We start from the raw sequence: 25740 nt of genomic DNA, 5'->3' as shown, positions 1-25740 counted from the left end.
TCACGAAAGGGGGCTCGCGTGACAGCCCGAGTCACCGCCGCTCGCCGGCGATGTGGTGTGGTACACCATCCCACCGAAATCATAAGGACTTCTGTTACGTATTCCCGGCAATGAGTTCGACAGAGTCCGCGACCGCGCCGACGAAGCCCGTGCGAATCGACACCGCCGAGGAGCTCGACGCCCTCGTGGCCGAACACGACCGCGTCCTCCTCGACATCTACACGAAGGGCTGTACGTTGTGTCAGAGCATCGAACCCGTCCTCGGCAACGTCTCGAAAGCCACCGACGTGGTCGTCGCGATGATAAATCCGCAGACGGATATGTCGGTCGCAGAGCGGTACACGATTCGGAGCGTCCCGACGCTCCTCTTGTTCGAAGACGGCGAACTCGTCGACCGCCTCGCCGACGGCTTCCAAGGGGCGCAGGCGGTCGTCGACTTCGTCGAGAAAGAGCGGTAAGGTCGGTTCGCGTCAGTTCGGCACGGCCTCGGTCGGGGGCACTCTTTCGACCCCGTGGTGGCGTGGCAGTCTCAGCGGTCGGTCGGTTCGTCGAGGCGGGTCGTACACCAGTGGCAGAAGTCGATGTCGGCGTCGACCTCGCGGCCGCACTCGGGGCACGTGACGGTGTCCGCGTCGGGCTCGGCGACGGTGGCCGCCGACTCCTCGGCGTCTTCGACGGGAGCGCGGTCCGCCCGCGCCGCGGCCTGCCGCAAGCCGAGGAAGAAGGCGTCGAGGACGCTCGCGAAGCTCACCGCGAGGATGGGCACCAGTTTCCCGAGCACCGCGGCGAACTCCGACGGCGGGATGCCCGCACCGCTGGACAGCGGGTCGAACGCCTCCGCCGGAACGAACAGCGCGGACACCGCGAACGTGAGAAGCACCCAGAGCGCGGCCCGCCGCCAGCGTCGCAGATACAGATGCCCGAGCCCCGTGAGTACGAGGCCGAGTATCGCGGCGAGCCAGGGGCGGAGTTTCGTGAGTGCGGACATACGTGGATTCGATTGGTTCTCGCTCATGAGAGTTCCGTTCGTGAGACGCGGCGAGCGAACGCGGTCGCGCGTCCGCCTCTGTCCCCGAGCGACCGAACGCACATCGACGCGCGAACCGACGCGGAACGGACACAGAAAGTGAGCCACGAAAACCGGCGCGGGGGCGCTTCCGTCCGTCGCGAGAACTACTCGCTCGACGGTGACAGTCATGCGCCCCGAGCGGTCGTCGGAGGAGAAACCCCGTGTGTCGAGTCGGCCGACGCTCAGGCGCCGATGTACTCCTCGTTTATCCTCCAGCCGTCGTCGCCGTCGCGGACGAGGTACTCGCCGTAGTACGGCACGCGGTTTTCGACGACCGCCTCGAACGTCTCGCGGATGTTCGCGCGCGTCATCTCTCCCATCGGGCGGAGGTCGTCGTTGCGGTTGAGACAGCCCTTGAGGTATCCTTCGTGCGTCACGCGCACGCGGTGGCAGTTGGCGCAGAACTCGGGGTTCTCGACGGGGTCGACGATTTCGACCATACCCTTGCCGACGTAGTAGCGGCGGCGGTGGTGCATGTCGCGGACCTCCACCTCGTCGGCGAGGTCGGCCAGCCACCGGTGGACGCGCTCGATGTCGATGTTCCACTCCGGGCGGCCCGTCAGTTCGGGCATGTACTGGATGAGTTGGAGCTGAAGCCCCTCGTTTTCGGCGACGTACTCGACCATCTCCTCGACGTGGCCGGCGGTCTTCGTGAACACGACCATGTTGAGCTTCACCGGCGTGAGGCCGGCGTCGACCGCGGCCTTGACGCCCTCCATCACTTTGTCGTACGCGCCGGACTTCGTGATTTGAGCGAACGCCTCGGGGTCGAGGGCGTCCTGCGAGACGTTCACGCGGTCGAGCCCGGCCGCGACGAGGTCCTCGGCACGGTCGCCGAGGAACGTCCCGTTGGTGGTGAGCGAGGTCTCCATCGAGTCCGGCGTCCGCCGGATAATCTCTTCGAGGTCCGCGCGGAGCATCGGCTCGCCGCCGGTGAACTTCACCTTCTCGACGCCGTACTCCTCGACGACTTCGAGAAAGCGGACCACGTCGTCGGCGCTCATCTCCGCGTCGGAGGCGTCCATCGGCCCGCGGGTGTCGCCCAGTCCCTCGTTGTGGCAGTAGACGCAGTCGAAGTTACACCGGTCAGTCAGCGAGATTCGAACGCCAGTTACCTCGCGGCCGAAGTCGTCCACCAACACCATATACCGAATCCTGGAGGTGTACGTTGATAAATTCGCTGTCGATAGCCGGGTCGTAGTAACCGTATTTCGTTACGACCGCGGCGTCTCGAAGTCGGTGTGGGTTGGCTCGGCGACGCACCGACGCCGGTCGGACCCCGACGCGGGGCGCACGCTGGCCGGGTCGGTAACGGCGACCGTCACCGCGCGACGAGACCTTACAAAACCCTTATCGGCCGCACCGCCGGAGTGACGGACATGGACGAAGCCGACGTACGCGACCGCTTACGTGCGGTCGAGGACCCCGACCTCGGAGACGACATCGTCTCGCTCGGGCTGGTGAACGCCGTCGAGGTGGACGGCGACACCGCCCGTATCTCGCTCGCGCTCGGTGCCCCGTACTCCCCGACGGAGACGGATATCGGCCGTCGAATCCGCGAAGTCCTCGCCGAGGACGGACTGGAGGCCGACCTCACCGCCAACGTTCCGAGCGACCGCGACCCCGACGAGGAAGTGCTCCCCGGCGTGAAGAACATCATCGCCGTCGCCTCCGGAAAGGGCGGCGTCGGGAAGTCGACGGTCGCCGTGAACCTCGCGGCCGGCCTCTCGAAGCTCGGCGCGCGCGTCGGCCTGTTCGACGCCGACATCTACGGGCCGAACGTCCCGCGGATGGTCGCCGCCGAGGAAGCGCCGCAGGCGACCCAAGACCAGACCATCGTCCCGCCCGAGAAGTACGGGATGAAGCTCATGTCGATGGCGTTCCTCGTCGGCGACGACGACCCCGTCATCTGGCGCGGCCCGATGGTCCACCAACTTCTCACCCAACTCGTCGAGGACGTGGAGTGGGGGAGTCTCGACTACCTCGTCCTCGACCTGCCGCCGGGCACCGGCGACACCCAACTCTCCATTCTCCAGACGCTCCCGCTCACGGGCGCTGTCATCGTCACGACCCCGCAGAACGTCGCCCTCGACGACGCCAACAAGGGCCTCCGCATGTTCGGCAAGCACGACACGAACGTCCTCGGCATCGTCGAGAACATGAGCACGTTCCGGTGTCCCGACTGCGGCAACCGCCACGACATCTTCGGCTCGGGCGGCGGCCGCGAGTTCGCCGCGTCGAACGACCTGCCGTTCCTCGGGGCGCTCCCGCTCGACCCGGCCGTCCGCGAGGGCGGCGACGGCGGCAAACCCATCGTCCTCGAAGACAACGACGAGACGGCCGACGCGTTCCGCGTGATGACCGAGAACATCGCCGACATGGTCGGTGTCGTCCAGCGACGGACCGTCAGCGAGCGATGAGCGACGACGGCCGACCCGATGCGGACACGGACCCCGACGCAGACTCGAACCCCGACGCGGACCCCGATGCCGACGCCGGCACCGACGAAGTCGACTGGGAGATGGCCCCGGACTCGGACGCCGACTTCCCCGCGGAACCCGAACGCGTCGCGTTCCTCCGTGAAATCGCCGACGACGTCTACGGCGAGTCCTCCGAGAGTCGGCAGGTGTCGGCTATCCTCTACCGCATCAGCGACCTCTACGACCCCGACGGCGACACCTCGCCCGAGGAGATATACCTGAACGTCCGCCACATCATGGACATCAAGGCACAGGGCGGCATCGACCGCTGAGCCGTCCGAAACCACGTCTCCCCAGCGCTCCGACCGGCGTCCGCCTTCGGACGTTCACTTTCGCTTTCTCCGAGTCCGCGGTTCGACCGCCAGCGCCGCCTTCGGCGACTCACCCACCCGGTCGCCTCGTGTTCACTTTCACCACGGACTGGAAGCCGGGGGACGCTGACCCTGCGTCGACCGGGCGGGTTTTGGTTCCGGAGCCGAATTCGAGGGTGTGGACGCACACCAACGCCAGTTCCGGAACCCCTTCTCGATGGACACCGACTGCACGAACTGCTCGGCGCTCTGCGGGACGCGCGAGCGGGTCGTCCACGGCTACGGCGACGTGGGCGCGGAGTTCCTGTTCGTCGGCGAGGCCCCGACCGCGGCCGCGGAGCGGACGGGCGTGCCCTTCACCGGCGACGAGGCCGGAGCGCGCGTCCAGCGCATCCTCGGCGACCTCGGCTTCGTCCGGTCCGACCCGGACGCCGACGAACCGGACGTACAGAACGTCTTTTTCACGTATCTCACGCGCTGTCGACACCCCGACCGCGGGCCGACCGACGATGAGGTCGCGACCTGCGAGCCCTACCTGAACGCGGAGATACGAATGATAAACCCGCATATCATCGTCCCCGTCGGACAGGCCGCACTGGAGGCGCTCGCCTTCGATTACACCACGCGCGCGGCGGATAGTTTCGACGTCGACGCGGAGCACGCGACGACAATCCGCGGCCGCGGCTTCGAACTCGTCCCGATGAAAGAGCCCGAGCGCCTGACCGACGACGACGCCGAGGCGTTCGTCGAGCACGTCCGCGAGTCCGTGTTCGGCCGGGACTACCGGCAGACGAAGGGGCGGCAGAGTCGCTGAGGCGGCCCGCCGGGTTCGAGGCGTCCGCGACCGCGCCCCGCAAGCGGCGGGTTCAAGGGTTCCCCGGCGCGAGGGAGGGTATGACGGTCATCGCCGTACTCGCCGAACCGCCGCGGCCGGGACTGGTGCTTTCGGAACTCGCGGAGACGAGTCCGCTCTCGGAGGCCGAAGCCGCGGACCTCTACGCCGCGATGCTCAAAGACGTCTGTATCGCCGTCGAGCGGTCGGGCGGCGACCTCCTCGTGAACTACCGCGCCGAGGACGACCTCTCCGACGAGTTCACCGGCGACCACAGGTCGGAAGCCGAGATTCGGAGCGTCGTCGCCGACGCCCTCGGCGGCACCGACGACGCGCGGTTCGAACCGCAGGTCGGCTCGACGTTCTCCGCCCGGGCGGGCAACACCGTCTCGCACCTCCTCACCGAGGAGGAGGTCCACTCGGTCGCCGTCGTCCGGCCGGTCGCGCCGCTTCTCGGTCGCACCCACATCGACAGCGCGGCGATGAAACTCCGGAGCACGCCGGTCGTCCTCGGTCCCTCGACGGAGGGGCGGGTCTACTTCTCGGGCTTCCTCGACCCCATCGACTTCACCGACGCCTACGCGGAGCCGGAAGTCGAGACGCTCGCCGAGCGCGCCGACGACGCGGGCCACGGCCTCGACTACGTCCCGATGCTCCCCGTCCTCGAAACGGGCGCGGACCTCGCGACGGTCGTGCCGATGCTCCGCTCGCGGGTCGAATCCGAGCGGGTCGTCCCCGAGCACACGACGACGTTCGTCTTCGAGAAGGGGCTTCGGGTCGAATCGACCGACGGCGTGTTGGAACTCGTCCGCGACTGAGCGAAGCGACAACACTTAGGTATCCGACTCAAAAACCTCGTGTGAGGGTGGGATGGCGGAGTGGCCTAACGCGCCTGCCTTGAAAGCAGGTTTCCTCACGGAATCCTGGGTTCAAATCCCAGTCCCACCGCATTTTCCACGAACCCTACGCCGCGCAGTGACATCTGCGCGGCCCTGTGAGTGGAAGTCGGAGACGGACTGGGATTCGAAGCAGGGAGCGGAGCGAACGACGTGAGCGGAGCGAGTGAGGTGCAACTCCCAGTCCCACCGCACTTACCACGCGACACCGGCGGGAGGTCGAGATGCGTCCAGCCGACGACCACCTCGCCGATGGTGGCGACGCTCCGCGTGACAACTCCCCACAGATGCGTAACGGCTTTGAATCGGCCTGCCAACACTCGGGTATGGATTGGCCACACGACCCGGACGGCGAAGAGGGGAGCGAAGGCGGACGCAAGTACGGCCAGGCGGTCATCGCGAAGAAGATCGACGAAGACGAGGACTTCCCGCTGAACAAAGCGGAGTTCGTCGAGGAGGTCGGCGACCACCCCATCCGACTCGACTACGAGCGCGTCGTCTCGCTCGCGGACATCTTCGAGCACGTCGACGGCGAGGAGTTCGGCGACTTCGTCGAGCTTCATAAGGCCGTCGGCAAGGCGATGCGCGAGAACGGCTTTTGGTTCTACGAGGGCGCAGACCAGTTCGTCACCGGCAAGAAGGCGTAACCTCCGCGGCCCGGACTTTCGACCCGCGACGGCGAGTTAGTTGCCGGACCCGCGGAACGAGGTCCGATCTTGGACTTCCCGCTCGATAGCGCCTCGCTCCCAGGTGCGCGTCTCTTCGCCCTCTACTTCGGCTTGCACCTTCTCTTCGAGGAGCGTGACGGCGACGCTGTTGGCTCCCTCGGGGATGATGAGGTCCGCGTGCTTCTTCGTCGGCTCGATGAACTGCTCGTGCATCGGCTTGACCGTCGAGAGATACTGGTCGATGACGCCCTGAAGGTCGCGTCCGCGGTCGATGGCGTCGCGTTGGATGCGCCGGAGGATGCGAACGTCGGCGTCGGTCTCCACGTAGAGTCGGAGGTCGAGCATCTCGTTTACGTCCTCGTCGTAGAGCGCGAGAATCCCTTCGAGGATGATGACATCGGTCGGCTCGACGGTCTCCCGCTCGGGCTTCCGGTTGTGAATTTCGAAGTCGTACTGTGGCATCTCGACCGCTCTGCCCTCCATCAGCTCCGAGAGCTGTTCGTACAGGAGCTCCCACTCGAACGCCGAGGGATGGTCGTAGTTCAACTGCTCGCGTTCGGCCATGTCGAGGTGGCTCCGGTCTTTGTAGTAGTTGTCAATCGGAATCCGCATCACGGACTCGCCGACGTTCTCCGTGATGAGGCGGGCCACGGTGGTCTTTCCGGCACCGCTTCCCCCCGCGATACCGATGACGAACGACGGGATAGTCATTGTCCCAAAGACGCCCGCGAACGGGTTTGAACGCAGCGGTTCGCCGGCTTCGGCGAGTGAGTATATAAAGCACGATGTCAGGCAGTTTCACACAACCGATTCTCGCACCGCCGTCGGTCGCAATTATCATGTCTTTTCAAACGCGGGGAGTAAGTTTTATCAGTGGGAGTTGCTATTGGCTTTCACATGGTACGTGATATCGTACGCCGCGACTTCCTCAAGGGAGTGGGAGCCGCGGGCGCGGCAGGCTTGACTGGCTTATCCGGATGCATCGGTGGCGGCGGCGGCGGCGGCGGCCCCGAGGGGCTCGTCGTCATCGGCTACCCCGAAAGCGGGATTCAACTGTTCCGTGACTACTACAGCGCGTCCGACGGGAGCGAGGAGATACTCGTGCCCGACGGGATGCGCTCCGGCTCGATGCCCGGGCAGGTCGGCAACGACATGGCGAACGTGACCGGGACGGCACCCGCGGCGGGCGGTCCGAACCAAGATACGTTCAATCAGCTGTTTCAGGACGAGTACGATGCGGCACCGGGCGTCTTCACGTCGCAGACGTACGACTCGGTCGCGATTCAGTTGCTCTCGAACGCCGCCGCCGGGGAGAACTCCGGGCCGGCAATCAGGGACCAGATGCGCCGGATGGCTAACCCCGGCGGAATGACCGTCGGACCGGACAACCTCGTCGAGGGTATCGAGGCCGCCGCGAACGGCGAAGACATCGACTACCAGGGTGCGTCCTCGTCCGTCAACTTCGACGAGAACGGCGACCCGGCGGAAGCCGCGTACGCCATCTGGACGTTCGACGCCGACAACAACGCGACGAGCCAAGAGGACGTCCAGAGCTTCGAAGGCGACAGTCCGGACGGCTCCGGACCGGCCGCCGACAGCGGCCCGGGCGGCTCCGACCGCGAGATGTCGATCGGCATCCTCCTGCCCGAGACCGGCGACCTCGCGGCCGTCGGTGCGCCGATGATTCAGGCCGGTCAGATTCCGGTCATGCAGGTCAACGACGCCAACCCGGCCGGCCTCTCGGTCAACGCGCAGATCGAAGACACCCAGACGTCCCCGGACGCCGGTGTCTCCGCCGCGCAGTCGCTCGTCTCCGCGGGCGTTCCCTCGGTCTGTGGGTCCGCGTCGTCCGGCGTGAACGTCCCCGTCTCACAGCAGGCGTTCATCCCGAACGAAATCGTCGGCTGTTCGCCGTCCTCGACGGCGCTGTCCGTCTCGAACCTCGAAGACAACGACTTCATCTTCCGAACCGCGCCCTCGGACTTCCTGCAGGGCCGCGTCATGGCGCAGGTCATGGCCGAGCGCCTCGAAGCCAGTTCGGTCTCGACGCTGTACGTCAACAACGACTACGGCCAACAGCTCTCCGAGCGCTTTGCGAGCGTGTTCAGCGACTCGTTCGACGGCGAAGTGTACAACCAAGTCGCGTTCAACATCGGCGAGTCCTCGTACTCCTCGGTCATCGAGACGGCGCTGTCCGGCCCGGAGAACTAACCCGACAGACCCGATTTTTTCTTCGTCGCCGCCGACGCGAGCGACTGCGCTCTGTCGCCGCGCCCGCGTACCAGTTCACGTCTCCGTTCCTGTTCCGTTCCCGTCCATTCGGTTCCCGTCGCTTCCGTTCTGCGTTCCCGCTACACGCCTCCGGGTGACACAAGATATACATACGGCCGCTGACAGCTTCGAGTCGATGAAGCGACGCGCCCTCCTCTCGACGGTCGCCGGGTCGGCTCTCGGACTCACCGGCGGCTGTCTCTCCGACACCGACGCCCCGACCGAGACCCCCACGGACCCGCAGACCACCACGGCCACGACTGACGCCCCGAGCGAGTCGGACACGCCGGACTCGGAATCCGACCCCGGCGTCGGCCTCTCGGTCGTCAACGAGGACGACGAGCCGCACGCGCTGTCGGTCCGAGTGGCCGACGACGACGAGACGCGCGTCGACCGTTCGCTCGACGTCGGTGCCGGCCCCGGCTACGGCCGGAACGTCGCGAACGACCTCGTCGACGACGGTCGCTACCGCGTCGTCGCCGAACTCGAAAGCGGCGCGACCCTCGACTACGAGTGGACGGTCACGAACGAGACGCGCCGCCTCGAACTCGTCGTCACGTCCGACGCCGGCCTCGAACCGCGACGGCTCGTGACGCCGGCACTCGACGACGCCGACCTGCCGTACTCGGTGCCGGGCGCGGCGGACATCTTCTCGCCGCCGACCGCGGGGATTCGGAACCGGAGCGACGCCGATGCTCGGCTGACGGTCGCCATCGAACACGACGGGACCCGCTTTTTCGAGCACACGTTCGACGCGGCGACCGACAGAGAGATTTCGACGCCGGCGCTCGTCGAGTCCCACGGCACCTACGAGGTGTTCGTGGAGGCCGACGACGGCCGCACCGCGAGCCACGAGTGGCACATCCCGGAGACGTGGGCGTGGCCGATGCTCGCGGTGCTCGTCGCGGCAGACGGCTCGCTTCGGGTCGGCTGTGCGTGGCCAGAGACGGCCTCGGTTCGCGTGGCGAACGAGGCCGAGACGGAACGCGAGGTGACGCTGACGCTCGTCCGCCCCAACGACGCTGATGCCGGCGGTGACGACGCCGGCGTCGGAACCGGCTCTGGGGGCGCGGTCGTCTCGGAGACGGCGCAGACTGTCCCACCCGGCGAGTCGAACGTGTCGGTCGACGTCCCCATCGGCGACGAGTACGAACTAGCTGTCGAGACGCCTGCGGGCTCAGAGACGGTCGACTACCCGGCGTGTTACTGCTGGAGCACGGATGTAACGGTGACAGTCGGCGGTACCTCGGCGGGAGCTTCGAACGGCGGAGACGACGGCCCGTCGGTCGAGTCGTTCCAGTACGTCTGCGAGTGACCGGCGAAAAATGGCGTGGGCCGTTGAGACGGACTACCCGCCGAGGAAGTCCTGCCGGACCTGTTCGTCTTCGAGGAGCGCCGTGCCGGTGTCCATGTAGCGGTTCTGCCCGTTGGCGAGGACGTAGCCGCGGTCACAGCGCTGGAGCGCCTCCGTCGCGTTCTGTTCGACCATCAGGATGGCCGTGCCGGCCTCGTTGATTTCGTCGATTTTGTCGAACATCTCCTCGACGAGGTCGGGCGCGAGGCCCGCCGACGGCTCGTCTAAGAGCAGGAGGTCGGGGTCGAGCATGAGCGCGCGACCCATCGCGAGCATCTGCTGTTGCCCGCCGGACATGGTGCCCGCCTTCTGGTCTTTCCGCTCTCTGAGGATGGGGAACCGCTCGTAGACCGCCTCCATGGCGTCCTTCGGCACCTCGTCGAGGATGTACGCGCCCATTTCGAGGTTCTCTTCGACCGTCAGCGTCGGGAAGATGTTGTCGTTCTGCGGGACGTAGCCGATGCCGACGTGGATGATGTCCTCGGGCCGGCGGCCGGTGATATCCTCGTCTTTGAACCGGACGTTGCCCCCCATGTGGACGGTCAGCCCGAAGACTGACTTCATCGTGGTCGATTTGCCGGCTCCGTTCGGCCCGACGATGGTGACGTACTCGCCGTCGAACACGTCCATGTCGACGTCGGTGAGAATCTGGAGGTCGCCGTAGCCGGCGTCGAGGTTGCGGACGCGCAAGAGCACGTCGTCGCGGCCCTCGACGCCCGCGCCGCTCGTCGCGTCGGTGTTGGCGTCGACGCTCATACGTTGCCTCCGAGGTAGGCCTTGATGACCTCTTCGTTGCTCCGAATCTCGTCGGGCGTCCCCTCAGTGAGCACCGAGCCCTGATGGAGGACGATGACGTGTTCACAGTTGTTCATGATGAGGTCCATGTCGTGCTCGACGAGCAGGAACGTGTAGCCCTGCTCGCGGAGTTCGTGTACGTGTTCGAGTAGCTTCTTCTCAAGCGTGGGGTTGACCCCGGCGAACGGCTCGTCCAAGAGTAGCATGTCGGGGTCGGTCAGAAGCGCCCGCGCCATTTCGAGGAGTTTGCGCTGGCCGCCCGAGAGGTTGCCCGCGTACTCCTCTGCGATGTGGGCGATGTCGAAGAAGTCGAGCACCTCCCAGACGCGTTCGAGCAGTTCCTCTTCCTGTTCGCGAACGTCGTCGCGGAGGCCCGGCATGACCGAGCGCCACAGCGCCTCGCCCCGCTGGTGTTTCGGTGCGAGCATCATGTTTTCGAGGACCGTCATCTCGCTCAGTTCGCGGGCGATTTGGAACGTCCGAACCATCCCGCGGTTGGCGATTTGGTGGGGTTCCTCACCGGTGATGTCCTCGCCGTTGAACGTGACCGTCCCGGCGTCGGGCTTGAGCATGCCCGTGATGAGGTTGAACGTCGTCGACTTGCCGGCCCCGTTCGGGCCGATAAGGCCCGTGAGCGTCCCGGATTCGACCTCGAAGGTCGCGCCGTCGACGGCGGTGATACCGCCGAAGGACTTCTCCAGTCCCTCGACCTGTAGCGGGTAGTCGACCGACGTGTCGACGCCGGAGGCGAACGCGCCGAGCGCCCCCTCGTCGACTTTCCTCGCCACGTCTTCGGCGGGTTGGTCGGCGGCGTCACTCATCGGTCTCACCTCCTTCGGCCGCGGTGTCGACGCCGCCGTCGGTGCGGACCGAGTCGTCGTCCCCGCCGTCGGCGGTCATCGACTTCGGCCGCGACAGCGGGATGACCGACGCCGTCTCCTTGCGGTAGCCGAGCATCCCCTCCGGCCGGTTGTGCATCAGCCAGATGAGCACGAGGCCCATCACGACCAGTTGGAGTTGCCGGATGCTGTCGACCGTGTACAGGAGGAACGGCACGGGGTCGAACTGCGAGATGAGCGGCGAGATAGCCTGTCCGAAGCCGGACGGCGAGTCGAAGTTGGGGAACACCGCCGTCACGAGGTTCTGGAAGTACCGCGGCCCCTGATAGAGCACCGCCGCGAAGACGGCCCCGCCGAGGACGCTCCCGGTGTTCGAGCCAGCGCCGCCGATGATGAGAGCAATCCAGACGAAGAACGTCACGCGCGGCCGGAAGAAGTTCGGCGTCACCGCGCCCTGCGGGACGAGCCAGAGGATGCCGGCGAGTCCCATCAGCGCGCACCCGAGCATGAACGACTTGATTTTGAACCGGTCGGTGTTCTTTCCGAGGGCGTTCGCCACGTCCTCGTCCTCACGGATAGCCTTCAGTACGCGGCCGAACGGCGACTCGCCGGTGCGCTTGAGTAGCCAGTAGAACACCGCGACGAAGCCGAGGAGTAACAGCCCGTAGATGAGGCCGTCGACGACCGGCTTGGGGTTCCTCGGCACCACCACTTGGAAGGCGTCGACGAAGCCGAGGTACGCGTTCCAGAGGCCGAGGCCGCGGAACAGCGCCTCAAGCGGCGGGGCGAAGTCGAGGATGAGGCCCGACCCACCGCCGAAGCCGACGCGGTTGCCGAACAGCTGGAACTGCTGGATTTCGCCCGAGAGGAAGCTGAAACGGACGATTTCCGACATGGCGATGGTGACGATAGCGAGGTAGTCGGCTCGCAACCGGAGCGCCGGGAGCGCGACCACGAGCCCCAAGAGCGCGGCCGCGAGCATCCCGGCGAGGATACCGACCCAAAGCGGCAGGCCGAGGCCGCCGACCTGCGCCGCGCCGCCGGCGACGTACGTCGGTTTCGTCACGATGGCCGTGACGTAGACGCCGACGGCCATGAAGCCGACGATGCCGATGTTGAACAGCCCGGTGTATCCCCAATGGAGGTTGAGCGCGAGCGACAGCATGGCGAAGACGCCGATGTAGAACGTCAGCGTCGCGATGGAGTTGAGCTGTCCGCGGAGCGTGTAGCCGAGGACGGACCCGGCGAGGACGTACGCGAGGTACGTCGCGAGGAGGACCAGCACGATGAGGCCCGCGTCGCCGCCCGGAATGCGGTCGGTGAAGTCGTCGCGGACGCTCATGCGGTCGCCCTCCCGCTGAACAGCCCGGACGGTTTCACGAGGAGGATGACGATCATGACGACGAAGGCGGCGGCCCGCGAGAACGCCGAGGGAATCCACAGGACCGACATCGACGCCGTCAGCCCGATGACGAGTCCGCCGGCGATAGCCCCGTAGATGGAGCCGATGCCACCGAGGATGACCGCGGCGAAGATGAGAAGCAACAGGAGCCACCCGTCGTTGAACCCGAGTGTCCCCTTCCAGAGAATGAACATGTACCCGGCGACGCCAGTCAGGCCCCCGCCGATAATCCACGTCGCGCGGACGACGCGCTCGGTTGAGATGCCGGTGATGAGCGCGAGGTCCTTGTTGTCGGCCATCGCGCGCATCGCCTTCCCGAGTTTCGTCCGCTGTAAGAGGACGTGAACCCCGAGCATCAGGCCCGAGGCGACCACGAGGAGCGTGATGTCGTGGGCGTTGATGAAGACCGTTCCGTCGACGAAGTACAGCGATATCGAGGGCGGCTGGGCGGTCGTGCCGCGAACGTCGGAGCCGAAGACGAACTGCATCAGGTAGCGGAGCGCGAACGCGACGCCGACGCTCGTGATGAGAAGCGTGATGCCGTCCTCGTTTCGAATCGGTTTGAAGATGGTTCGGTCGACCGCGAGCGACAGGGCGATGGCGAAGCCGCCGGAGACGACGATGCCGGCGACGACCGCGAGCGGCGTCGAGAGCACCCCGATACCGAGCGTCCCGCCGTAGACCGACCCCCCGGCCCCGACGAGCAGGAGCGCGCCGACGTCGGCGCGACCCAGTCCGGCGATGAGGTACGTCGTCGCCCACCCCGAGAACGCTCCGGCCGTGATGTAGTCGCCGTGCGAGAAGTTAGCGAAGTTTAGAATACTGTACGTCATCGACAACCCGATGCCCGCGAGGCCGATTACGAGCCCCCGCATCAGACCATCCCAGACGAGCGTGCCAATGTCGGCAAACTGCGTCTGCCCCGTTGCTAACCCGCGAAGTAAGTCACCGAGCAGTACGACTACGATGACCGCCAAGACGAGCGCGAACGGGCGCTCGATGGCAAACTGCCTTCCACGGGAGTAGGTTTCGGCAATACCCATTGATAACTATCCTCATGATATGTGCGGACCATAAACATAGATAAATCTTTCCTCATCGGTCGTCTTTACTGACCCTACTCGGCACCCCGCAGGAACGCGATTCCCCGATTTGGAGTCGAATCGGCGACACTTAAAAGCAGATAGAGCCACGACAGACCCCATGCGCGTCAGTTCGGCGGCGTTTTCGGACCTCGACCGCCTCGCCGACCTGTGGGTCGAACTCGCCGCGGACCAGCGGGCGTTCGGGTCGCACCTCCGCGCCGACGCCAACCGGACGCCGATTCGGGAGGCGCTGGCTCGGCACGTCGCCGCCGACGGCGTGCTCGTCGCCCGCGAAGGCGATACCGCGGGCGGGACGGAGGGCGGAAGCAACACGGAGGCCGCGGGCACGGACGACGTCGTCGGCTTCGTCATGTTCGACATCGAGGCGGGGGCGTACGAACAGGACGCGACCCGCGGGCTGGTGCGGAACCTGTTCGTCCGTCCGGCGTACCGGGACGCCGGCGTCGGCACGCGACTGCTGGAGGCCGCGGAGAACGCACTCGGTGAGGCCGGAGCCGACACCGTCGCGCTGGACGTGCTGGCGGCCAACGACGCCGCCCGTCGGTTCTATCGGCGACACGGCTATCGACCCCACCGCGTCGAACTGGAGAAATCGATGCGAAGCGATACACACTCAAAGGAGGACGGGTAATCGACGGACGCGCCAGGAGAGCATGGGCGGTTCATGCACTCGACTTGTAATCGAGACTTCGTGGGTTCGAATCCCACTCCTGGCTTGTTTCGGCGTTTCGTTCGTTTTTCTCGAATCCCGTCGCCACCGAGCCACCGTCGCAGTCGGGGCCTCGACGCACGCCGTCAGTTCCGGCGGGCGGGCGGCCGCACGCGAATGAGGAGAAGCGACCCCGGAACGCCGAGGACGAGCGCGCGGAACGGGTTATGCTTGATGATAACGTCGGGGTCGAGCGGCTCCGACTGGAGGTCGGTGATGCGGATACACGAGTAGTAGACCGTGACGTGAGTCAACACGTACGCGAACGCCGCGGGGACGACGACCGGATATCGAATCCCGAGCATCGCCAGCGCCTCGAACGCGAGAGCGGTGAGCGCCGAGATGAACAGGAGATTCCCCAGTTGGAGCGTGACGCCGGTCAGCGCCGTTATCGCGGTGTCGAACAGCGACGCGCCGTAAGGCGTGTACGTGAGCGCGGTGACGACTGCTACCGCTCCGAGAAAGAGCCCGGCGAACAACCCAGACAGCGCGTACACGAACTCCATTAGAGGACCGTTACGGGCCCGACGAGTGCGGGGAATTTAGTTCTACCTCCCTCGTTATCGCGGGAGAAAATCAGAGAACGCCACCCTGCGCGGCGGTGGACCGCCGTCGAGACGGAATTTTATCTTCACCCGGAACGTCCTGTTCGGTATGAACGCGACCGATCAATTCATGCTCGCCGTGACGCTTCTCATCTTCGCGCTCCTCGTCGTCGGCCTGCTTCTCGCACTCGTGTAGGGAGAAAACTTATGTGATATTCATGGAGGATACTAGATACCATGCCGGAATGTCAGAACTGTGGTTCGTTCGTGACGCCAGCATACGCCCGAGTCTTCACCCCCGATGGCATGGAGAACCCGCGCGTCTGTCCGAACTGCGAGGATATGGTCCGCGACGGCGCGCAGGTGCGGGCGGCCCGCTCACCGAGAAATCACTAACGGTCCGAGCCGTTACTGCGCGACGTGGTAGTGCTCGGCGTCCTGTCGGACGAATCCGCGCTTCGAGAGCGTACTGAGGATGCTGTAGAGAGCGATTTTCTTCATCTCCAGACCGTTTTGCAGGTCGGTGATAGACGCGCCGTCGTGCGTGGTGAGATAGAGGTACACGAGTTTGGCCGAGGGCGATTCGAGTTCGCCGGGGACTTCGATGGTCGGAACCGTCTGTTGCATGGTCGTTGTCATCCTCTTTGCTTCGACGATAATAAAACTCTCTTACAACAATCGTCGAAGAACGGGGGCCGGGAGTGAGGCTTCGAACGTCTCGAATTCGGGGGAATCGCCGAATCCATCACGAATATCTATCCGACGAAATGCGGCGTTCGACGCCTCCGACTTCGACTGTCGTCGAAGAGCGCGAGCCGTGAGTCGTCGCGTGCCGAACGGCCCGGAGCGTCGCGGTTTCGAGACGGAAGGGGCGGGAGTCGAACCACGCGAAGCCATTGAAAACCACCGGTCCGACCGCGAGGGCCTGTGCCGGTGTGCTCTACCACTGAGCCACCCTTCCGGCCGAGCGTAGGAGTCGAGCGGCCAAATAGCCGTTGGTGGGTCCGGTCACGGTCACGCGGTTCGGCGGGCCGAGCGCCCGTCGATGCGCCGCTGGGCGGTCGGCGTCGAAAGAAATGTCGGCTGTGGCTCGGCGGGGTCGGAGTTCGCTCAGTAGCTCCGAATCTTCGGCTCGTAGGTCTTGTTCTCGCCTTCGAGGATGACCGGTTTGAACCAGAGTTCTGGGCGGCCGTCGCTCCACGAGAGCATCGTGTGCTTGAGCCAGTCCTCGTCGCGGCGCTCCTGGTACTCCTTGCGCCAGTGGGCACCGCGGAACTCGTTGCGCGCGAGCGCGCCGAGCGTGATGGCCTCGGCGATGTCGAGGATGTTCCGCGTCTCCAGCGTCTGGAGCAGGTCCGTGTTGAACGTCCGCGACTTGTCGGCCACGAACACGTCCTGATAGAGTTCGCGCGCCTCGCGGATGTCCCGGAGCGCGTCCTTGAGCGCCGACTCCTCCCGGAAGACGTTCACGTTGCGCGTCATCGACTTCTGGACGCGCTCGCGAATCTCGGCCTGCTGGATACCGTCGTCTCGCTCCAAGAGCGTCTCGATGGTCTCGCGCTCGTCTTCGACGGCGCGCTGGACGAGGTCGGTCCCGGAGGCTGACGCGCCGGCGTCGGCGGCCGTCCCGCCGTCCGCGACGGCGTCCTCGCCGATGCCCGCTTCGCCGAGTTCGACCGGCGAGTCGACCTCACCGAGTTCGTACTCGCCTTCTTTGCCGGTCGTGATTTCGGCCGACTCCATGTCCTTGCCCGCGGCGTGGTGGCCGGCGCGCTTGCCGAAGACGATGAGTTCGGGGAGCGCGTTGCCGCCGAGGCGGTTGCCGCCGTGGACGGAGGCGCAGGCGCACTCGCCGGCCGCATACAGGCCGTCGATGCACGTCTCGCCGTTCTCGTCGGTCTCGATGCCGCCCATCGCGTAGTGCTGGCCCGGCTTGACCGGCATCGGCGCATCGAGGGGGTTGACGCCCTCGAAGTCCTCCGAGAGGTGGATGATGTTTTCGAGGCGGTCGACGATGCGCTCCTCGCCGAGGTGGCGCATGTCGAGGTGGACGTACTCGTCTTCGATACCGCGGCCCTCGTTGACCTCGGTCAGTTCGGCGCGCGAGACCACGTCGCGAGAGGCGAGTTCGCCGAGGTTGTTCGCGTAGCCGTACTCGAACATGAAGCGCTCGCCGTTTTCGTTGTAGAGGATACCGCCCTCGCCGCGGACGCCCTCGGTGATGAGGACGCCCGTCGAGGGGAGCGTCGTCGGGTGGAACTGGATGAACTCCATGTCCTCCATCGGCGCGCCCGCCCGGTAGGCCATCGCGACGCCGTCGCCGGTGTTGGCGACCGCGTTCGTCGTGTGGTCGTAGACCTGCCCGAGACCGCCGGTGGCGAGGATGACGCCGTTGCGGGCGCGGAAGCCCTCGACCTGTCCGGTCTGGACGTCGTAGGCGACGATGCCGTGACAGCTTCGGTCCTCGGGCGTCTCCTCGTCGGAGACGGCCAGTCGGGTCACGTGCCACTCGTCGTACACCTTGATGCCGCGTTTGACGAGTTGCTCGTACATCGTGTGGAGCAACTGGTGACCCGTCTCCGCGCCCGCGTAAGTGGTCCGCGGGAACGAGAGTCCGCCGAACGGCCGCTGGCTGACGCGACCGTCGTCGTCGCGGGAGAACGCCATTCCCCAGTGTTCGAGCTGGATGGTCTCTTTCGGACTGTCCTTACAGAGGGTCTCGGCCGCCGGCGCGTCGGCGAGATAGTCCGAGCCCTTCATCGTGTCGTAGGCGTGGTCCTCCCACGAGTCGCCTTCGCGGAGCGCGGCGTTGATGCCGCCCTCCGCCGCGCCCGTGTGACTTCGGACCGGGTGGAGCTTCGACACGATGGCCACGTCGGCCCCTTCCTCGTGTGCCGCAATCGCCGCGCGCAGGCCCGCCCCGCCCGCGCCGACTACGATAACGTCGTGTTCGTACATGGTGTGTTTGGGTGTGTCGTAGGGTTGGTCGAACTTCAGGGTTTCACCGGGAAGTTCACCAGAACTTCAGGTTGTTCTTAATCGCCTCGCGCTTGAGTTCCTGGATGTGCTCCGTGAGGGGGATGTCTTTCGGGCACACCTCGGTACAGGAGAACTGCGTCTGACAGCGCCAGACGCCGTGTTCCTGTTCGAGGATTTCGAGGCGGCGCTGTTTCATATCCTCGCCCTCGCGTTCGTCCATGGCGAAGCGGTAGGCCTTGTTGATGGCCGCGGGACCGAGGTACTCGTTGTCGCCGGCGGCGATGTTACACGAGGACATACACGCGCTACACCAGATGCAACGGGTGGACATCTTGACCTTCTCGCGGTTCTCTCGCGTCTGTCGTTGCTCGTCGAGTTCGCCGTCCGGAAGCGAGTTCGTCTGGAAGTACGGCTCGACGGACTCCATCTGGTCGTAGAAATGCTCCATGTCGACGACGAGGTCCTTGACCACATCGGCGTGCGGGAGCGGTTCGACCCGAACCGGCTCCGAGAGGTCCGACAGCTGAGTCTTACAGCCGAGTCGCTGCGAGCCGTTGACGAACAGCGCGTCGGACCCGCAGATGGCCTGCCGGCAGGAGTGCCGGAAGGTCAGCGAGGAGTCGTAGTGGTCACGCGCCCACATCAGCGCGTCGAGGACCGTCATCCCCTGTTTGTACGGGACGTGGAAGTCGTCGAAGCGGGGCTCCTGTTTCTCCGGCACCTCGGGGTCGTAGCGGAAGACCTTGAGGTGGTAGACGTCGTCGGCGGAACGCGCTTTCTCGGCCGCCTCGACCTCGCGCTGTTCTTGGACGCGCTCGGCGCGTTCGCGCTTTTTCGCGTCGCGTTTCTGCTTGCCGGCGGACGCGGGTTCGGTAGCCGATTCCTCTTCGACTGATTCGGGAACTTGCGTGCTCATTAGATGGGAACACCTCCGGCCCACGCGAGGGCCGTACGGACGCCCTGCACGATGAGGAGGACGCTCGCGAGACCGAGAATCGCCTTGACCGCCGTCTTCCGGGTGCCGGAGAGGCCCTGGTTGACGAGGGCGTTGTAGACGCCGTTGACCCCGTGGAACGTCGCGGTAACGAGGAACAGGATCATCAGCGAGAAGTACGTCAACTGCTCCATGCGCGCCTGCGAGAGCGCGAACGTCACTTCGTCGGCGTGGTTGAGGAAGTGGAGCAGGAAGAAATGGAACGCCAGCACCACGACGAGGAACGCGGCGGTCAGCCGCTGCCAGAGCCACCGCCGGCCGCCGGGCTCGAAGGACGTGTATCGTTCCGCCATCAGATGCTCACCCCCGAGAGGAACGTGGGGACGCTCGCGACGACGATGACACCCGTGAGGATAAGCGACGCGTAGAAGCTCCTGTCCTGTGCTTCCAGCCCGACGCCCAAGTCGACGAACAGCAGTCGCAGTCCGTTGAGGATGTGGAACACCGCCACCGCGAGCAGTCCGACTTCGAGAATACGCACGACCAGGAGACTCTCCAGCGCCTGAATCGTGTTCGTGTACGCCGCCGCGCCCGAGAGGGCCGTCGACAACACGGCGATGTGGGTGAAGAGATAGCCCACAAGCACCCAGCCGGTGAACTTGTGGAATATCCAGGCCCACATGCCGGCCGAGAACTCCCGCCATCTGCTGAAGTCCTCGATGAGGCCCCGATTGTAAGACTGACTCATGCTCCTGTGAGTGTCGGGAAGGGGAGGGTATAGAACTTACGTGTATGGAGTTTCGTGAGGGTCGGCAAGAATCGCCGGGCCCGCGGACGTCTCGGGTCGCGTCGGCCGGTCTCAGCGCGTCGCTTCGGGAGCGCCGGACTGCTCGCGCTCGACGACGCGCCGCACCTTGTCCTTCAGTTCGACGAGGTGGCAAAGCGGGTTGCCGGGGTAGACGACCGGGTTTTCGAGGACGCCGACGAGCAGGCCCGTGAAGGGGGCCACGACGGTCACGTTGTCGTCCTTGAACGGGTTCGTAATCGTGCAGATGCGGTCGCCCTGGTGGACGAGCGCGCCGCGGTCGTGGTGCATGTCGACGATGCCGCCCGCGTCGGCGCGGAGCCACGTCTTCTCGTTTTCGTCCGAGATGACGGTCCGCCAGCCCGGCCAGTTGACCGTTGAGGTCTCCCGGAGGCCGTACTCGGCGAAGACGCTCTCGACGCCCGCGAGCGCCTCGTCGATGAGTTCGCGCTGGAAGCGGTGGGCCTCGCCCATCTCGACGGTTATCGCCGGCGTCCCGTCCGCCGACGACTCCGTCCGGAGCATCCCGCTGGACCCGGAACTGTCGATGATGACGTGCGAGCCGAAGGCGTTGGCGAGGCGCGCGACCGCGGGGTCGGACATGTCGGCGCGGACGTGAAGCATGTTGGTCCGCCCCCGCGTCGAGGTGTGGAAGTCGATGCCGAGGTCGCAGGGCGCGATGAAGTTCTGGTAGATTCGGTGGGCCATCCGCTTTGCCCCCGTCGAGGTCTCGGAGCCCGGAAACGACCGGTTCAGGTCGCGGTCGTAGATGGGGAGATACCGCTGTTGGGCGAGAAAGGCGGGGACGTTCATCACCGGCATGCAGACGAGCGTGCCCGTGAAATCCGCGAGGTCCCACTCGTAGGCCACCTCGCGGACGACCTCGATACCGTTCAGTTCGTCACCGTGGGCGGCGGCGGAGAGGAACACGGTCGGCCCCGGCCGCTCCCCGTTGATGATGGTGACGGGGATGCGAACCGGGTCGCCGAGATACGTCTCCGAGATGCCGTACCGGATGTCCTGTGTCTCGCCCGGCTCGACCTTCCCGCCGTTGTAGGTGAAGGCCTCGTTGTCGGCCATGTGATTCGATGGGTGGGCCGGGGTTATAAACGGTCGCGACGGACCGCCCGACGCCGTCCTCGCCGTTGCGAACCGAGGGCCTTCCGCTCTCGACCGTCATGTCTTTGAAACCGGGAAGATATCAACAGAGTATGTCCACCACAGACGACGCCGTGCGTGTCGGCGTGCTTTCTCTACACAACAGCAAGGAGACGAAGGCAATCCTCAACGCGGTCGAAGACCTGGGCCACGAGCCGGTGTGGCTCCGTCGGGAGAACGCGGCGGTCAGCATCGAAGACGGCGAGGTGACAGTCGAGCCTGAGGTGGACATCATCGCGAACCGACTGCTCCTGTCGAACACCGAAGAGCCCGCGGAGCTACTCGGGCTGGCGACGACGTTCAACCGCATCCGGCCGATGCTCAACGAGCCGGACGCGGTCCTCGCGGCCATCCACAAGTTCGCCACGGCCGCGACGCTCGCCAACTGGAACATCCAAGTGCCCGACGCGCTCCTCGCGCTCTCGAACGACCGGCTCAACAAGGGCCGCGAGCGCTTCGGCGACGTCGGCGTCTACAAGTCCGCCATCGGTACCCACGGCGGCGGGACGTGGAAAGTCGACCTGACCGAGCCCGTCAACCCGAAGGTCGGCAACCGGCAGGCGTTCCTTCAGAAGCTCATCGACCGCGACGGCGACCGCCACCGCGACCTGCGCGTCTACATCGTCGACGGCGACATCGTCGGCGCGATGTACCGCTACGCCCCGGAGGGCGACTGGCGGACCAACGTCGCCCTCGGCGGCGACGTGCTCGACGCGACCGACGAGATGCCCGACGAGGCGCGTGAGACGGCGCTCTACGCCGCCGAAGTGATGGAGATGGACTACGTCGGCGTCGACCTCGTCGAGGGCGAGGACGGCTGGTTCGTCCTCGAAGCCAACCCGACCGCCGGGTTCAAGGGCCTCTATCAGGCGACGGGCAAGAGCCCCGCGCCGCACATCGCGAAGCTCGCAATCGAGCGTGCGGGCGGCGAGATTGACGACACGCGCGTCGAGGAGCTGTCGGCGACGCTCGACGACTCCGTCCCCTCGTGTGCCCCCAACGAATCGCCCATCATCGACGGCGAAGCGCCCCTCATCGGCTACATCGAGGAAGTCGTCGTCAACGGGACCAGCGGCTCCCAGCAGACCCTCGCGAAGTCCGACACCGGCGCGACCCGGACGAGCATCGACACGAGCCTCGCCGCCGAAATCGGCGCGGGGCCGATTAAGAGCATGACGCGCGTGAAGTCCGGGAGCCTCAAGAGCGGGAAGGCCCGCCCCGTGGTCGACCTCGTCATCGGTATCGGCGGTACCCAGCACACCGTGACCGCCAGCGTCGAGGACCGCTCGCACATGGACTACCCGCTTCTCCTCGGGCGCGACATCCTCGAACACTACCGCGTGGACGTGCGCCGCCGCGCCAACGCCGACCGCACCGACAGCGACGACGAGGAAGAGGAACTCCTCGAAGAGTAAGCCGGCCGCCGGCGCGACTCCCCCGACGCGCTCACCATCGCCGTCGCGTCTCCCCGCGACCGCACCCACAGACACGCGCACTTTTCTCCCCGACGACCCAACCACGAGTCGATGAGCGACGACGCCTACCGCGAACTCCGGGCGGACCCCCACCTCGGCGACGTGGTCGACGAACACGGCCCGCTCTCGCTCGACCCGGCCGACGACCCCTTCGAGCGACTGGTCGTCTCAATCGTCAACCAACAGCTCTCGACGACCGCGGCGGCGACGATTCGGGACCGCCTGTTCGACCGCGTCGAGGTCACGCCCGAGGGGATACTCGCCGCCGACGAGGCCGTTCTGCGCGACTGCGGCCTCTCGAACCAGAAGGTCGGCTACGTTCGCAACGTCGCCGAGGCGTTCCGAGGCGGACTGTCGGCCGACTCGCTCCGGGCGATGGACGACGGCGAGGTCGTCGCGGCGCTCACCGAGATTCGCGGCGTCGGCGACTGGACCGCCAAGATGTTCCTTATCTTCGTGCTCGCCCGCGAGGACGTGTTCCCGGTCGAAGACCTCGGGATTCGACGCGGCATGGAACACGTCTTCGGGTTCGAACGCGACGCCGTCTCCCGCGGCGAGATGCGCGAGCGCGCCGAGCGATGGGCACCCTATCGGAGCTACGCCAGCCGGTATCTCTGGCGGTGCGTTGACTAACGGTAAATGGGTGGAAAGTCGAACCGACCGAGTTAATCGACGGACTGCGGCGGTGTCTATCGAGAATTTAATAAACAGAAGTTGAGTTTACATCTCATGCGAGGGAAACGTTGAAACCGCGACGCAGTATAACGTTCTTCCATGAACGTAGATGACGTCGACAGTATCACCGTTCTCGGAGCGGGCAACATGGGCCACGGCATCGCGGAGGTCGCGGCGCTCGCCGGCTACGACGTCGTCCTGCGCGACATCGAAGACGAGTTCGTCCAGCAGGGCTACGACAAAATCGAGTGGTCGCTGAACAAACTCGCCGAGAAGGACCGACTATCGCAGGAGGACGCCGACGCCGCGCTCGCCCGCGTGTCGACCGCGGTGGATCTCGCCGAGGCCGTCGCCGACGCCGACGTCGTCATCGAGGCCGTCCCCGAGAAGATGGCCATCAAAAAGGAGGTGTACACCGAGTTGGAGGAACACGCTCCCGACCACGCGGTGTTCGCCACCAACACCTCCAGCCTCTCTATCACCGAACTCTCCGAGGTGACGGCGCGACCCGAGCGCTTCTGCGGGATGCACTTTTTCAACCCGCCGGTCCGCATGGACCTCGTCGAGGTCATCTCCGGCGCGCACACCGCCGACGAGACGCTCGACCTCGTCGAGGACCTCGCCGAGTCGATGGGTAAGACGCCCGTCCGCGTCCGCAAGGACAGCCCCGGCTTCATCGTGAACCGCATCCTCGTCCCGCTGATGAACGAGGCGGCGTGGATCGTCCACGCCGGCGACGCGACGATGGCCGAAGTCGACTCCACGACGAAGTACGACATGGGCCTTCCGATGGGGAGCTTCGAACTCGCCGACTACGTCGGCATCGACGTGGGCTATCACGTCCTCGAATACATGCACGAGGTGCTCGGCGACGCCTACGAACCGTGTCCGCTCCTCTCGGAGAAGGTCGAGGCGGGTGACCTCGGCCAGAAGACCGGCAGGGGTTTCTACGACTACGAAGACGGCGAGGGCGCTGAGGTCCCTCACGACGAGGGAAGCGAGGCGGTCAAGAACCGCCTGCTCGGCGTCATGGCGAACGAGGTCGCCGGTCTCGTCGGAAACGACGTGGCCGACCCGGCCGCCATCGACCGCGCGGTCAAACTCGGCGGGCGCTTCCCCGACGGCCCGGCGAAGATGGCCGACAGCGCCGGTATCGACAGCCTCGTCGACGCGCTCGACGACCTACACGACGAGACCGGCGAGGAGCGCTACGAGGCCGTCGCGTACCTCCGTGACCTCGCCCGGTCCGGCGAGGGCTTCTACGGCGGCAAGGGGTCGTCCGACGACGCCCCCGCGTTCGACACCCTCTCGGTCGACGTGCGCGAGGGTGTCGGCCATATCACGCTCGACCGCCCGCACCGTCTCAACACCATCAGCACGGACCTCATCGACGAGCTTTCGACGGCTATCGACCTGTTCGCCGACGACGACGACGTTCGCGCCGTCCTCCTCACGGGGGCCGGCGAGCGCGCGTTCTCCGCCGGTGCGGACGTGACAAGCATCGCCGCGAGCGGTCCCGACGCCCTGACCGGCACCGAACTCTCCCGGACGGGCCAAAAGGTGTTCAGCAAACTCGAAGCGAGCGATATGCCCGTCGTCGCCGCCATCGACGGCTTCTGTCTGGGCGGTGGCATGGAGCTCACCATGTGCGCCGACCTGCGAATCGCCACGAAACGCTCCGAGTTCGGCCAACCGGAACACAACCTCGGTCTCGTCCCCGGGTGGGGCGGCACCGTCCGACTCCAGCGCATCGTGGGCACGGGTCGGGCGAAAGAAATCATCTTCACCGCCGACCGGTACGACGCCGAGACGATGGCCGACTACGGCTTCGTCAACGAACTCTTCGAGAGCGAGAACTTCGAGGCCGACGCGTTCGAGTACGCCAAACAGTTCGCACAGGGACCGCCCGTCGCCCAGCGACTCACCAAACGCGCCATGCACAGCGCGTGGGAAGACAGCGACGCCGGCCTCGAAGTCGAATCACAGGCGTTCGGGCTGGTGTTCACGACCACCGACCTGATGGAGGGAGTCGCCGCCTTCACGAGCGACCGCGACCCCGAATTCACGGGCGAGTAATCGACTGTCGTGGGTGGGTTCCTCTCACTCACCCACGATGGAACGCAACGCTTAAAATAGTCCAACGACCACTCGTGAATGCAGACGCTCGGTTGGTGTAGTCCGGCCAATCATCTTGGCCTTTCGAGCCGAGGACCAGGGTTCAAATCCCTGACCGAGCACTTCTCTAAGGAACAACGTGACGAAGAGAGAGCGGAGCGTCGGGGATTTGAACTAGCGAGCAACGTGTTGCCAGTGAAGTTCGAATCCCTGACCGAGCAGTTCCCTGCTGAACTATCTTCGAAGAGTGGCGACTGCGTTTCACGTCCTCGACCGACCCGTTCGCCGCGGACCGACCCGATTAGCTTGCACGTTTTTAACG

At 65.7% G+C, this 25740-nt stretch carries 27 protein-coding genes and 4 tRNA genes; 16 read left to right on the top strand and 15 right to left on the bottom strand.

The features are described from left to right. The first annotated feature begins 110 nt into the window (after positions 1-110). Positions 111-458, top strand: coding sequence for a thioredoxin family protein (locus ACFQI8_RS01880; RefSeq protein WP_390242484.1), 348 nt, complete (start codon positions 111-113; stop codon positions 456-458). Between the two features lie 71 nt (positions 459-529). Here the strand turns inward: ACFQI8_RS01880 and ACFQI8_RS01875 are convergent, their stop codons facing one another. Next, positions 530-988 carry a DUF7575 domain-containing protein gene (locus ACFQI8_RS01875; RefSeq protein WP_390242482.1) on the bottom strand — a complete coding sequence of 153 codons (459 nt, stop codon included), beginning with the start codon at positions 986-988 and terminating at the stop codon, positions 530-532. A gap of 263 nt (positions 989-1251) precedes the next feature. Next, a complete protein-coding gene (gene moaA / locus ACFQI8_RS01870; protein ID WP_390242481.1) occupies positions 1252-2214 on the bottom strand; it encodes a GTP 3',8-cyclase MoaA in 963 nt (320 codons plus the stop codon). 234 nt (positions 2215-2448) lie between these two features. Here moaA and ACFQI8_RS01865 point away from each other — a divergent pair, with 234 nt between their 5' ends. From ACFQI8_RS01865 to ACFQI8_RS01840, 6 genes are all read left to right on the top strand, one after another. Continuing rightward, positions 2449-3489 (top strand): Mrp/NBP35 family ATP-binding protein, encoded by a 1041-nt coding sequence (locus tag ACFQI8_RS01865; RefSeq protein WP_390242479.1) that lies wholly within the window; start codon positions 2449-2451, stop codon positions 3487-3489. Then, complete coding sequence (locus ACFQI8_RS01860) at positions 3486-3821, top strand: hypothetical protein (protein WP_390242477.1); 336 nt, start codon at positions 3486-3488, stop codon at positions 3819-3821. Before ACFQI8_RS01865 ends, ACFQI8_RS01860 begins: the two co-directional genes overlap by 4 nt. A gap of 217 nt (positions 3822-4038) precedes the next feature. Next, entirely contained in the window at positions 4039-4674 is a 636-nt protein-coding gene (locus tag ACFQI8_RS01855; protein ID WP_390242475.1) for a uracil-DNA glycosylase, read from the top strand. Positions 4675-4754: 80 nt separating this feature from the next. Beyond that, positions 4755-5510 (top strand): hypothetical protein, encoded by a 756-nt coding sequence (locus tag ACFQI8_RS01850; protein WP_390242473.1) that lies wholly within the window; start codon positions 4755-4757, stop codon positions 5508-5510. A gap of 46 nt (positions 5511-5556) precedes the next feature. Then, positions 5557-5640, top strand: a tRNA-Ser gene (locus ACFQI8_RS01845). A 274-nt stretch (positions 5641-5914) separates the two neighbouring features. Next, complete coding sequence (locus ACFQI8_RS01840; RefSeq protein WP_390242471.1) at positions 5915-6235, top strand: DUF5785 family protein; 321 nt, start codon at positions 5915-5917, stop codon at positions 6233-6235. 36 nt (positions 6236-6271) lie between these two features. On the opposite strand, the gene udk is transcribed toward ACFQI8_RS01840, so the two are convergent. Beyond that, the gene (udk, locus tag ACFQI8_RS01835) at positions 6272-6967 is read right to left on the bottom strand and encodes a uridine kinase (RefSeq protein ID WP_390242470.1); all 696 of its coding nucleotides are present in this window, start codon (positions 6965-6967) and stop codon (positions 6272-6274) included. A gap of 186 nt (positions 6968-7153) precedes the next feature. Between udk and ACFQI8_RS01830 the strand changes: the two genes are divergently transcribed. Together ACFQI8_RS01830 and ACFQI8_RS01825 are read left to right on the top strand one after the other, a co-directional pair. Continuing rightward, positions 7154-8467: an ABC transporter substrate-binding protein gene (locus ACFQI8_RS01830; protein ID WP_390242468.1), complete on the top strand. Its 1314-nt coding sequence runs from the start codon at positions 7154-7156 to the stop codon at positions 8465-8467. 196 nt (positions 8468-8663) lie between these two features. Then, positions 8664-9842 (top strand): hypothetical protein, encoded by a 1179-nt coding sequence (locus ACFQI8_RS01825; protein WP_390242466.1) that lies wholly within the window; start codon positions 8664-8666, stop codon positions 9840-9842. Positions 9843-9875: 33 nt separating this feature from the next. Here the strand turns inward: ACFQI8_RS01825 and ACFQI8_RS01820 are convergent, their stop codons facing one another. From ACFQI8_RS01820 to ACFQI8_RS01805, 4 genes are read right to left on the bottom strand one after another with little or no spacing between them, the layout of a single operon-like run. Then, complete coding sequence (locus ACFQI8_RS01820) at positions 9876-10637, bottom strand: ABC transporter ATP-binding protein (protein ID WP_390242465.1); 762 nt, start codon at positions 10635-10637, stop codon at positions 9876-9878. Next, entirely contained in the window at positions 10634-11497 is an 864-nt protein-coding gene (locus ACFQI8_RS01815) for an ABC transporter ATP-binding protein (protein WP_390242463.1), read from the bottom strand. The genes ACFQI8_RS01820 and ACFQI8_RS01815 overlap by 4 nt, the downstream gene beginning before the upstream one ends. Then, complete coding sequence (locus tag ACFQI8_RS01810; protein ID WP_390242462.1) at positions 11490-12857, bottom strand: branched-chain amino acid ABC transporter permease; 1368 nt, start codon at positions 12855-12857, stop codon at positions 11490-11492. Before ACFQI8_RS01810 ends, ACFQI8_RS01815 begins: the two co-directional genes overlap by 8 nt. After that, positions 12854-13792, bottom strand: coding sequence for a branched-chain amino acid ABC transporter permease (locus ACFQI8_RS01805; protein WP_390242966.1), 939 nt, complete (start codon positions 13790-13792; stop codon positions 12854-12856). Before ACFQI8_RS01805 ends, ACFQI8_RS01810 begins: the two co-directional genes overlap by 4 nt. Positions 13793-14120: 328 nt before the next feature. Here ACFQI8_RS01805 and ACFQI8_RS01800 point away from each other — a divergent pair, with 328 nt between their 5' ends. Together ACFQI8_RS01800 and ACFQI8_RS01795 are read left to right on the top strand one after the other, a co-directional pair. After that, entirely contained in the window at positions 14121-14654 is a 534-nt protein-coding gene (locus tag ACFQI8_RS01800; RefSeq protein ID WP_390242460.1) for a GNAT family N-acetyltransferase, read from the top strand. An 11-nt stretch (positions 14655-14665) separates the two neighbouring features. Further along, a tRNA-Thr gene (locus ACFQI8_RS01795) sits at positions 14666-14739 on the top strand. 79 nt (positions 14740-14818) lie between these two features. Here the strand turns inward: ACFQI8_RS01795 and ACFQI8_RS01790 are convergent. Further along, positions 14819-15238: a DUF8133 family membrane protein gene (locus ACFQI8_RS01790; RefSeq protein WP_390242458.1), complete on the bottom strand. Its 420-nt coding sequence runs from the start codon at positions 15236-15238 to the stop codon at positions 14819-14821. 276 nt (positions 15239-15514) lie between these two features. Here ACFQI8_RS01790 and ACFQI8_RS19450 point away from each other — a divergent pair, with 276 nt between their 5' ends. After that, complete coding sequence (locus tag ACFQI8_RS19450) at positions 15515-15673, top strand: DUF7563 family protein (RefSeq protein ID WP_013035319.1); 159 nt, start codon at positions 15515-15517, stop codon at positions 15671-15673. A gap of 12 nt (positions 15674-15685) precedes the next feature. On the opposite strand, the gene ACFQI8_RS01785 is transcribed toward ACFQI8_RS19450, so the two are convergent. The 7 genes from ACFQI8_RS01785 to ACFQI8_RS01755 all read right to left on the bottom strand — a co-directional run bounded on the left by ACFQI8_RS01785 (position 15686) and on the right by ACFQI8_RS01755 (position 21075). Beyond that, positions 15686-15904 carry a helix-turn-helix domain-containing protein gene (locus ACFQI8_RS01785; protein WP_004969337.1) on the bottom strand — a complete coding sequence of 73 codons (219 nt, stop codon included), beginning with the start codon at positions 15902-15904 and terminating at the stop codon, positions 15686-15688. Positions 15905-16140: 236 nt separating this feature from the next. After that, a tRNA-OTHER gene (locus ACFQI8_RS01780) sits at positions 16141-16238 on the bottom strand. 149 nt (positions 16239-16387) lie between these two features. After that, positions 16388-18235: an FAD-binding protein gene (locus ACFQI8_RS01775; protein WP_390242456.1), complete on the bottom strand. Its 1848-nt coding sequence runs from the start codon at positions 18233-18235 to the stop codon at positions 16388-16390. Positions 18236-18290: 55 nt separating this feature from the next. Then, a complete protein-coding gene (locus tag ACFQI8_RS01770; RefSeq protein ID WP_390242454.1) occupies positions 18291-19172 on the bottom strand; it encodes a succinate dehydrogenase/fumarate reductase iron-sulfur subunit in 882 nt (293 codons plus the stop codon). Then, complete coding sequence (locus ACFQI8_RS01765; RefSeq protein ID WP_004969334.1) at positions 19172-19543, bottom strand: succinate dehydrogenase hydrophobic membrane anchor subunit; 372 nt, start codon at positions 19541-19543, stop codon at positions 19172-19174. The genes ACFQI8_RS01770 and ACFQI8_RS01765 overlap by 1 nt, the downstream gene beginning before the upstream one ends. Continuing rightward, entirely contained in the window at positions 19543-19938 is a 396-nt protein-coding gene (sdhC, locus tag ACFQI8_RS01760; RefSeq protein WP_004969333.1) for a succinate dehydrogenase, cytochrome b556 subunit, read from the bottom strand. The genes ACFQI8_RS01765 and sdhC overlap by 1 nt, the downstream gene beginning before the upstream one ends. Before the next feature lie 111 nt (positions 19939-20049). Beyond that, positions 20050-21075 (bottom strand): succinylglutamate desuccinylase/aspartoacylase family protein, encoded by a 1026-nt coding sequence (locus tag ACFQI8_RS01755; RefSeq protein ID WP_390242452.1) that lies wholly within the window; start codon positions 21073-21075, stop codon positions 20050-20052. A gap of 131 nt (positions 21076-21206) precedes the next feature. Here ACFQI8_RS01755 and ACFQI8_RS01750 point away from each other — a divergent pair, with 131 nt between their 5' ends. The 4 genes from ACFQI8_RS01750 to ACFQI8_RS01735 all read left to right on the top strand — a co-directional run bounded on the left by ACFQI8_RS01750 (position 21207) and on the right by ACFQI8_RS01735 (position 25540). Continuing rightward, positions 21207-22568 (top strand): putative ATP-dependent zinc protease, encoded by a 1362-nt coding sequence (locus tag ACFQI8_RS01750; protein ID WP_390242450.1) that lies wholly within the window; start codon positions 21207-21209, stop codon positions 22566-22568. Between the two features lie 111 nt (positions 22569-22679). After that, positions 22680-23261, top strand: coding sequence for a DNA-3-methyladenine glycosylase family protein (locus ACFQI8_RS01745; RefSeq protein ID WP_390242448.1), 582 nt, complete (start codon positions 22680-22682; stop codon positions 23259-23261). 141 nt (positions 23262-23402) lie between these two features. Continuing rightward, positions 23403-25379 (top strand): 3-hydroxyacyl-CoA dehydrogenase/enoyl-CoA hydratase family protein, encoded by a 1977-nt coding sequence (locus ACFQI8_RS01740; protein WP_390242447.1) that lies wholly within the window; start codon positions 23403-23405, stop codon positions 25377-25379. 86 nt (positions 25380-25465) lie between these two features. Further along, positions 25466-25540 (top strand) — tRNA-Glu (locus tag ACFQI8_RS01735). The last annotated feature ends 200 nt before the right edge of the window (positions 25541-25740 follow it).

The sequence above is a fragment of the Haloferax chudinovii genome (genome assembly GCF_042663345.1).
GTDB lineage: Archaea > Halobacteriota > Halobacteria > Halobacteriales > Haloferacaceae > Haloferax > Haloferax chudinovii.
The sequence above is the reverse complement of the archived record's forward strand: the minus strand, read 5'-3'. Positions and strand labels throughout refer to the sequence as shown.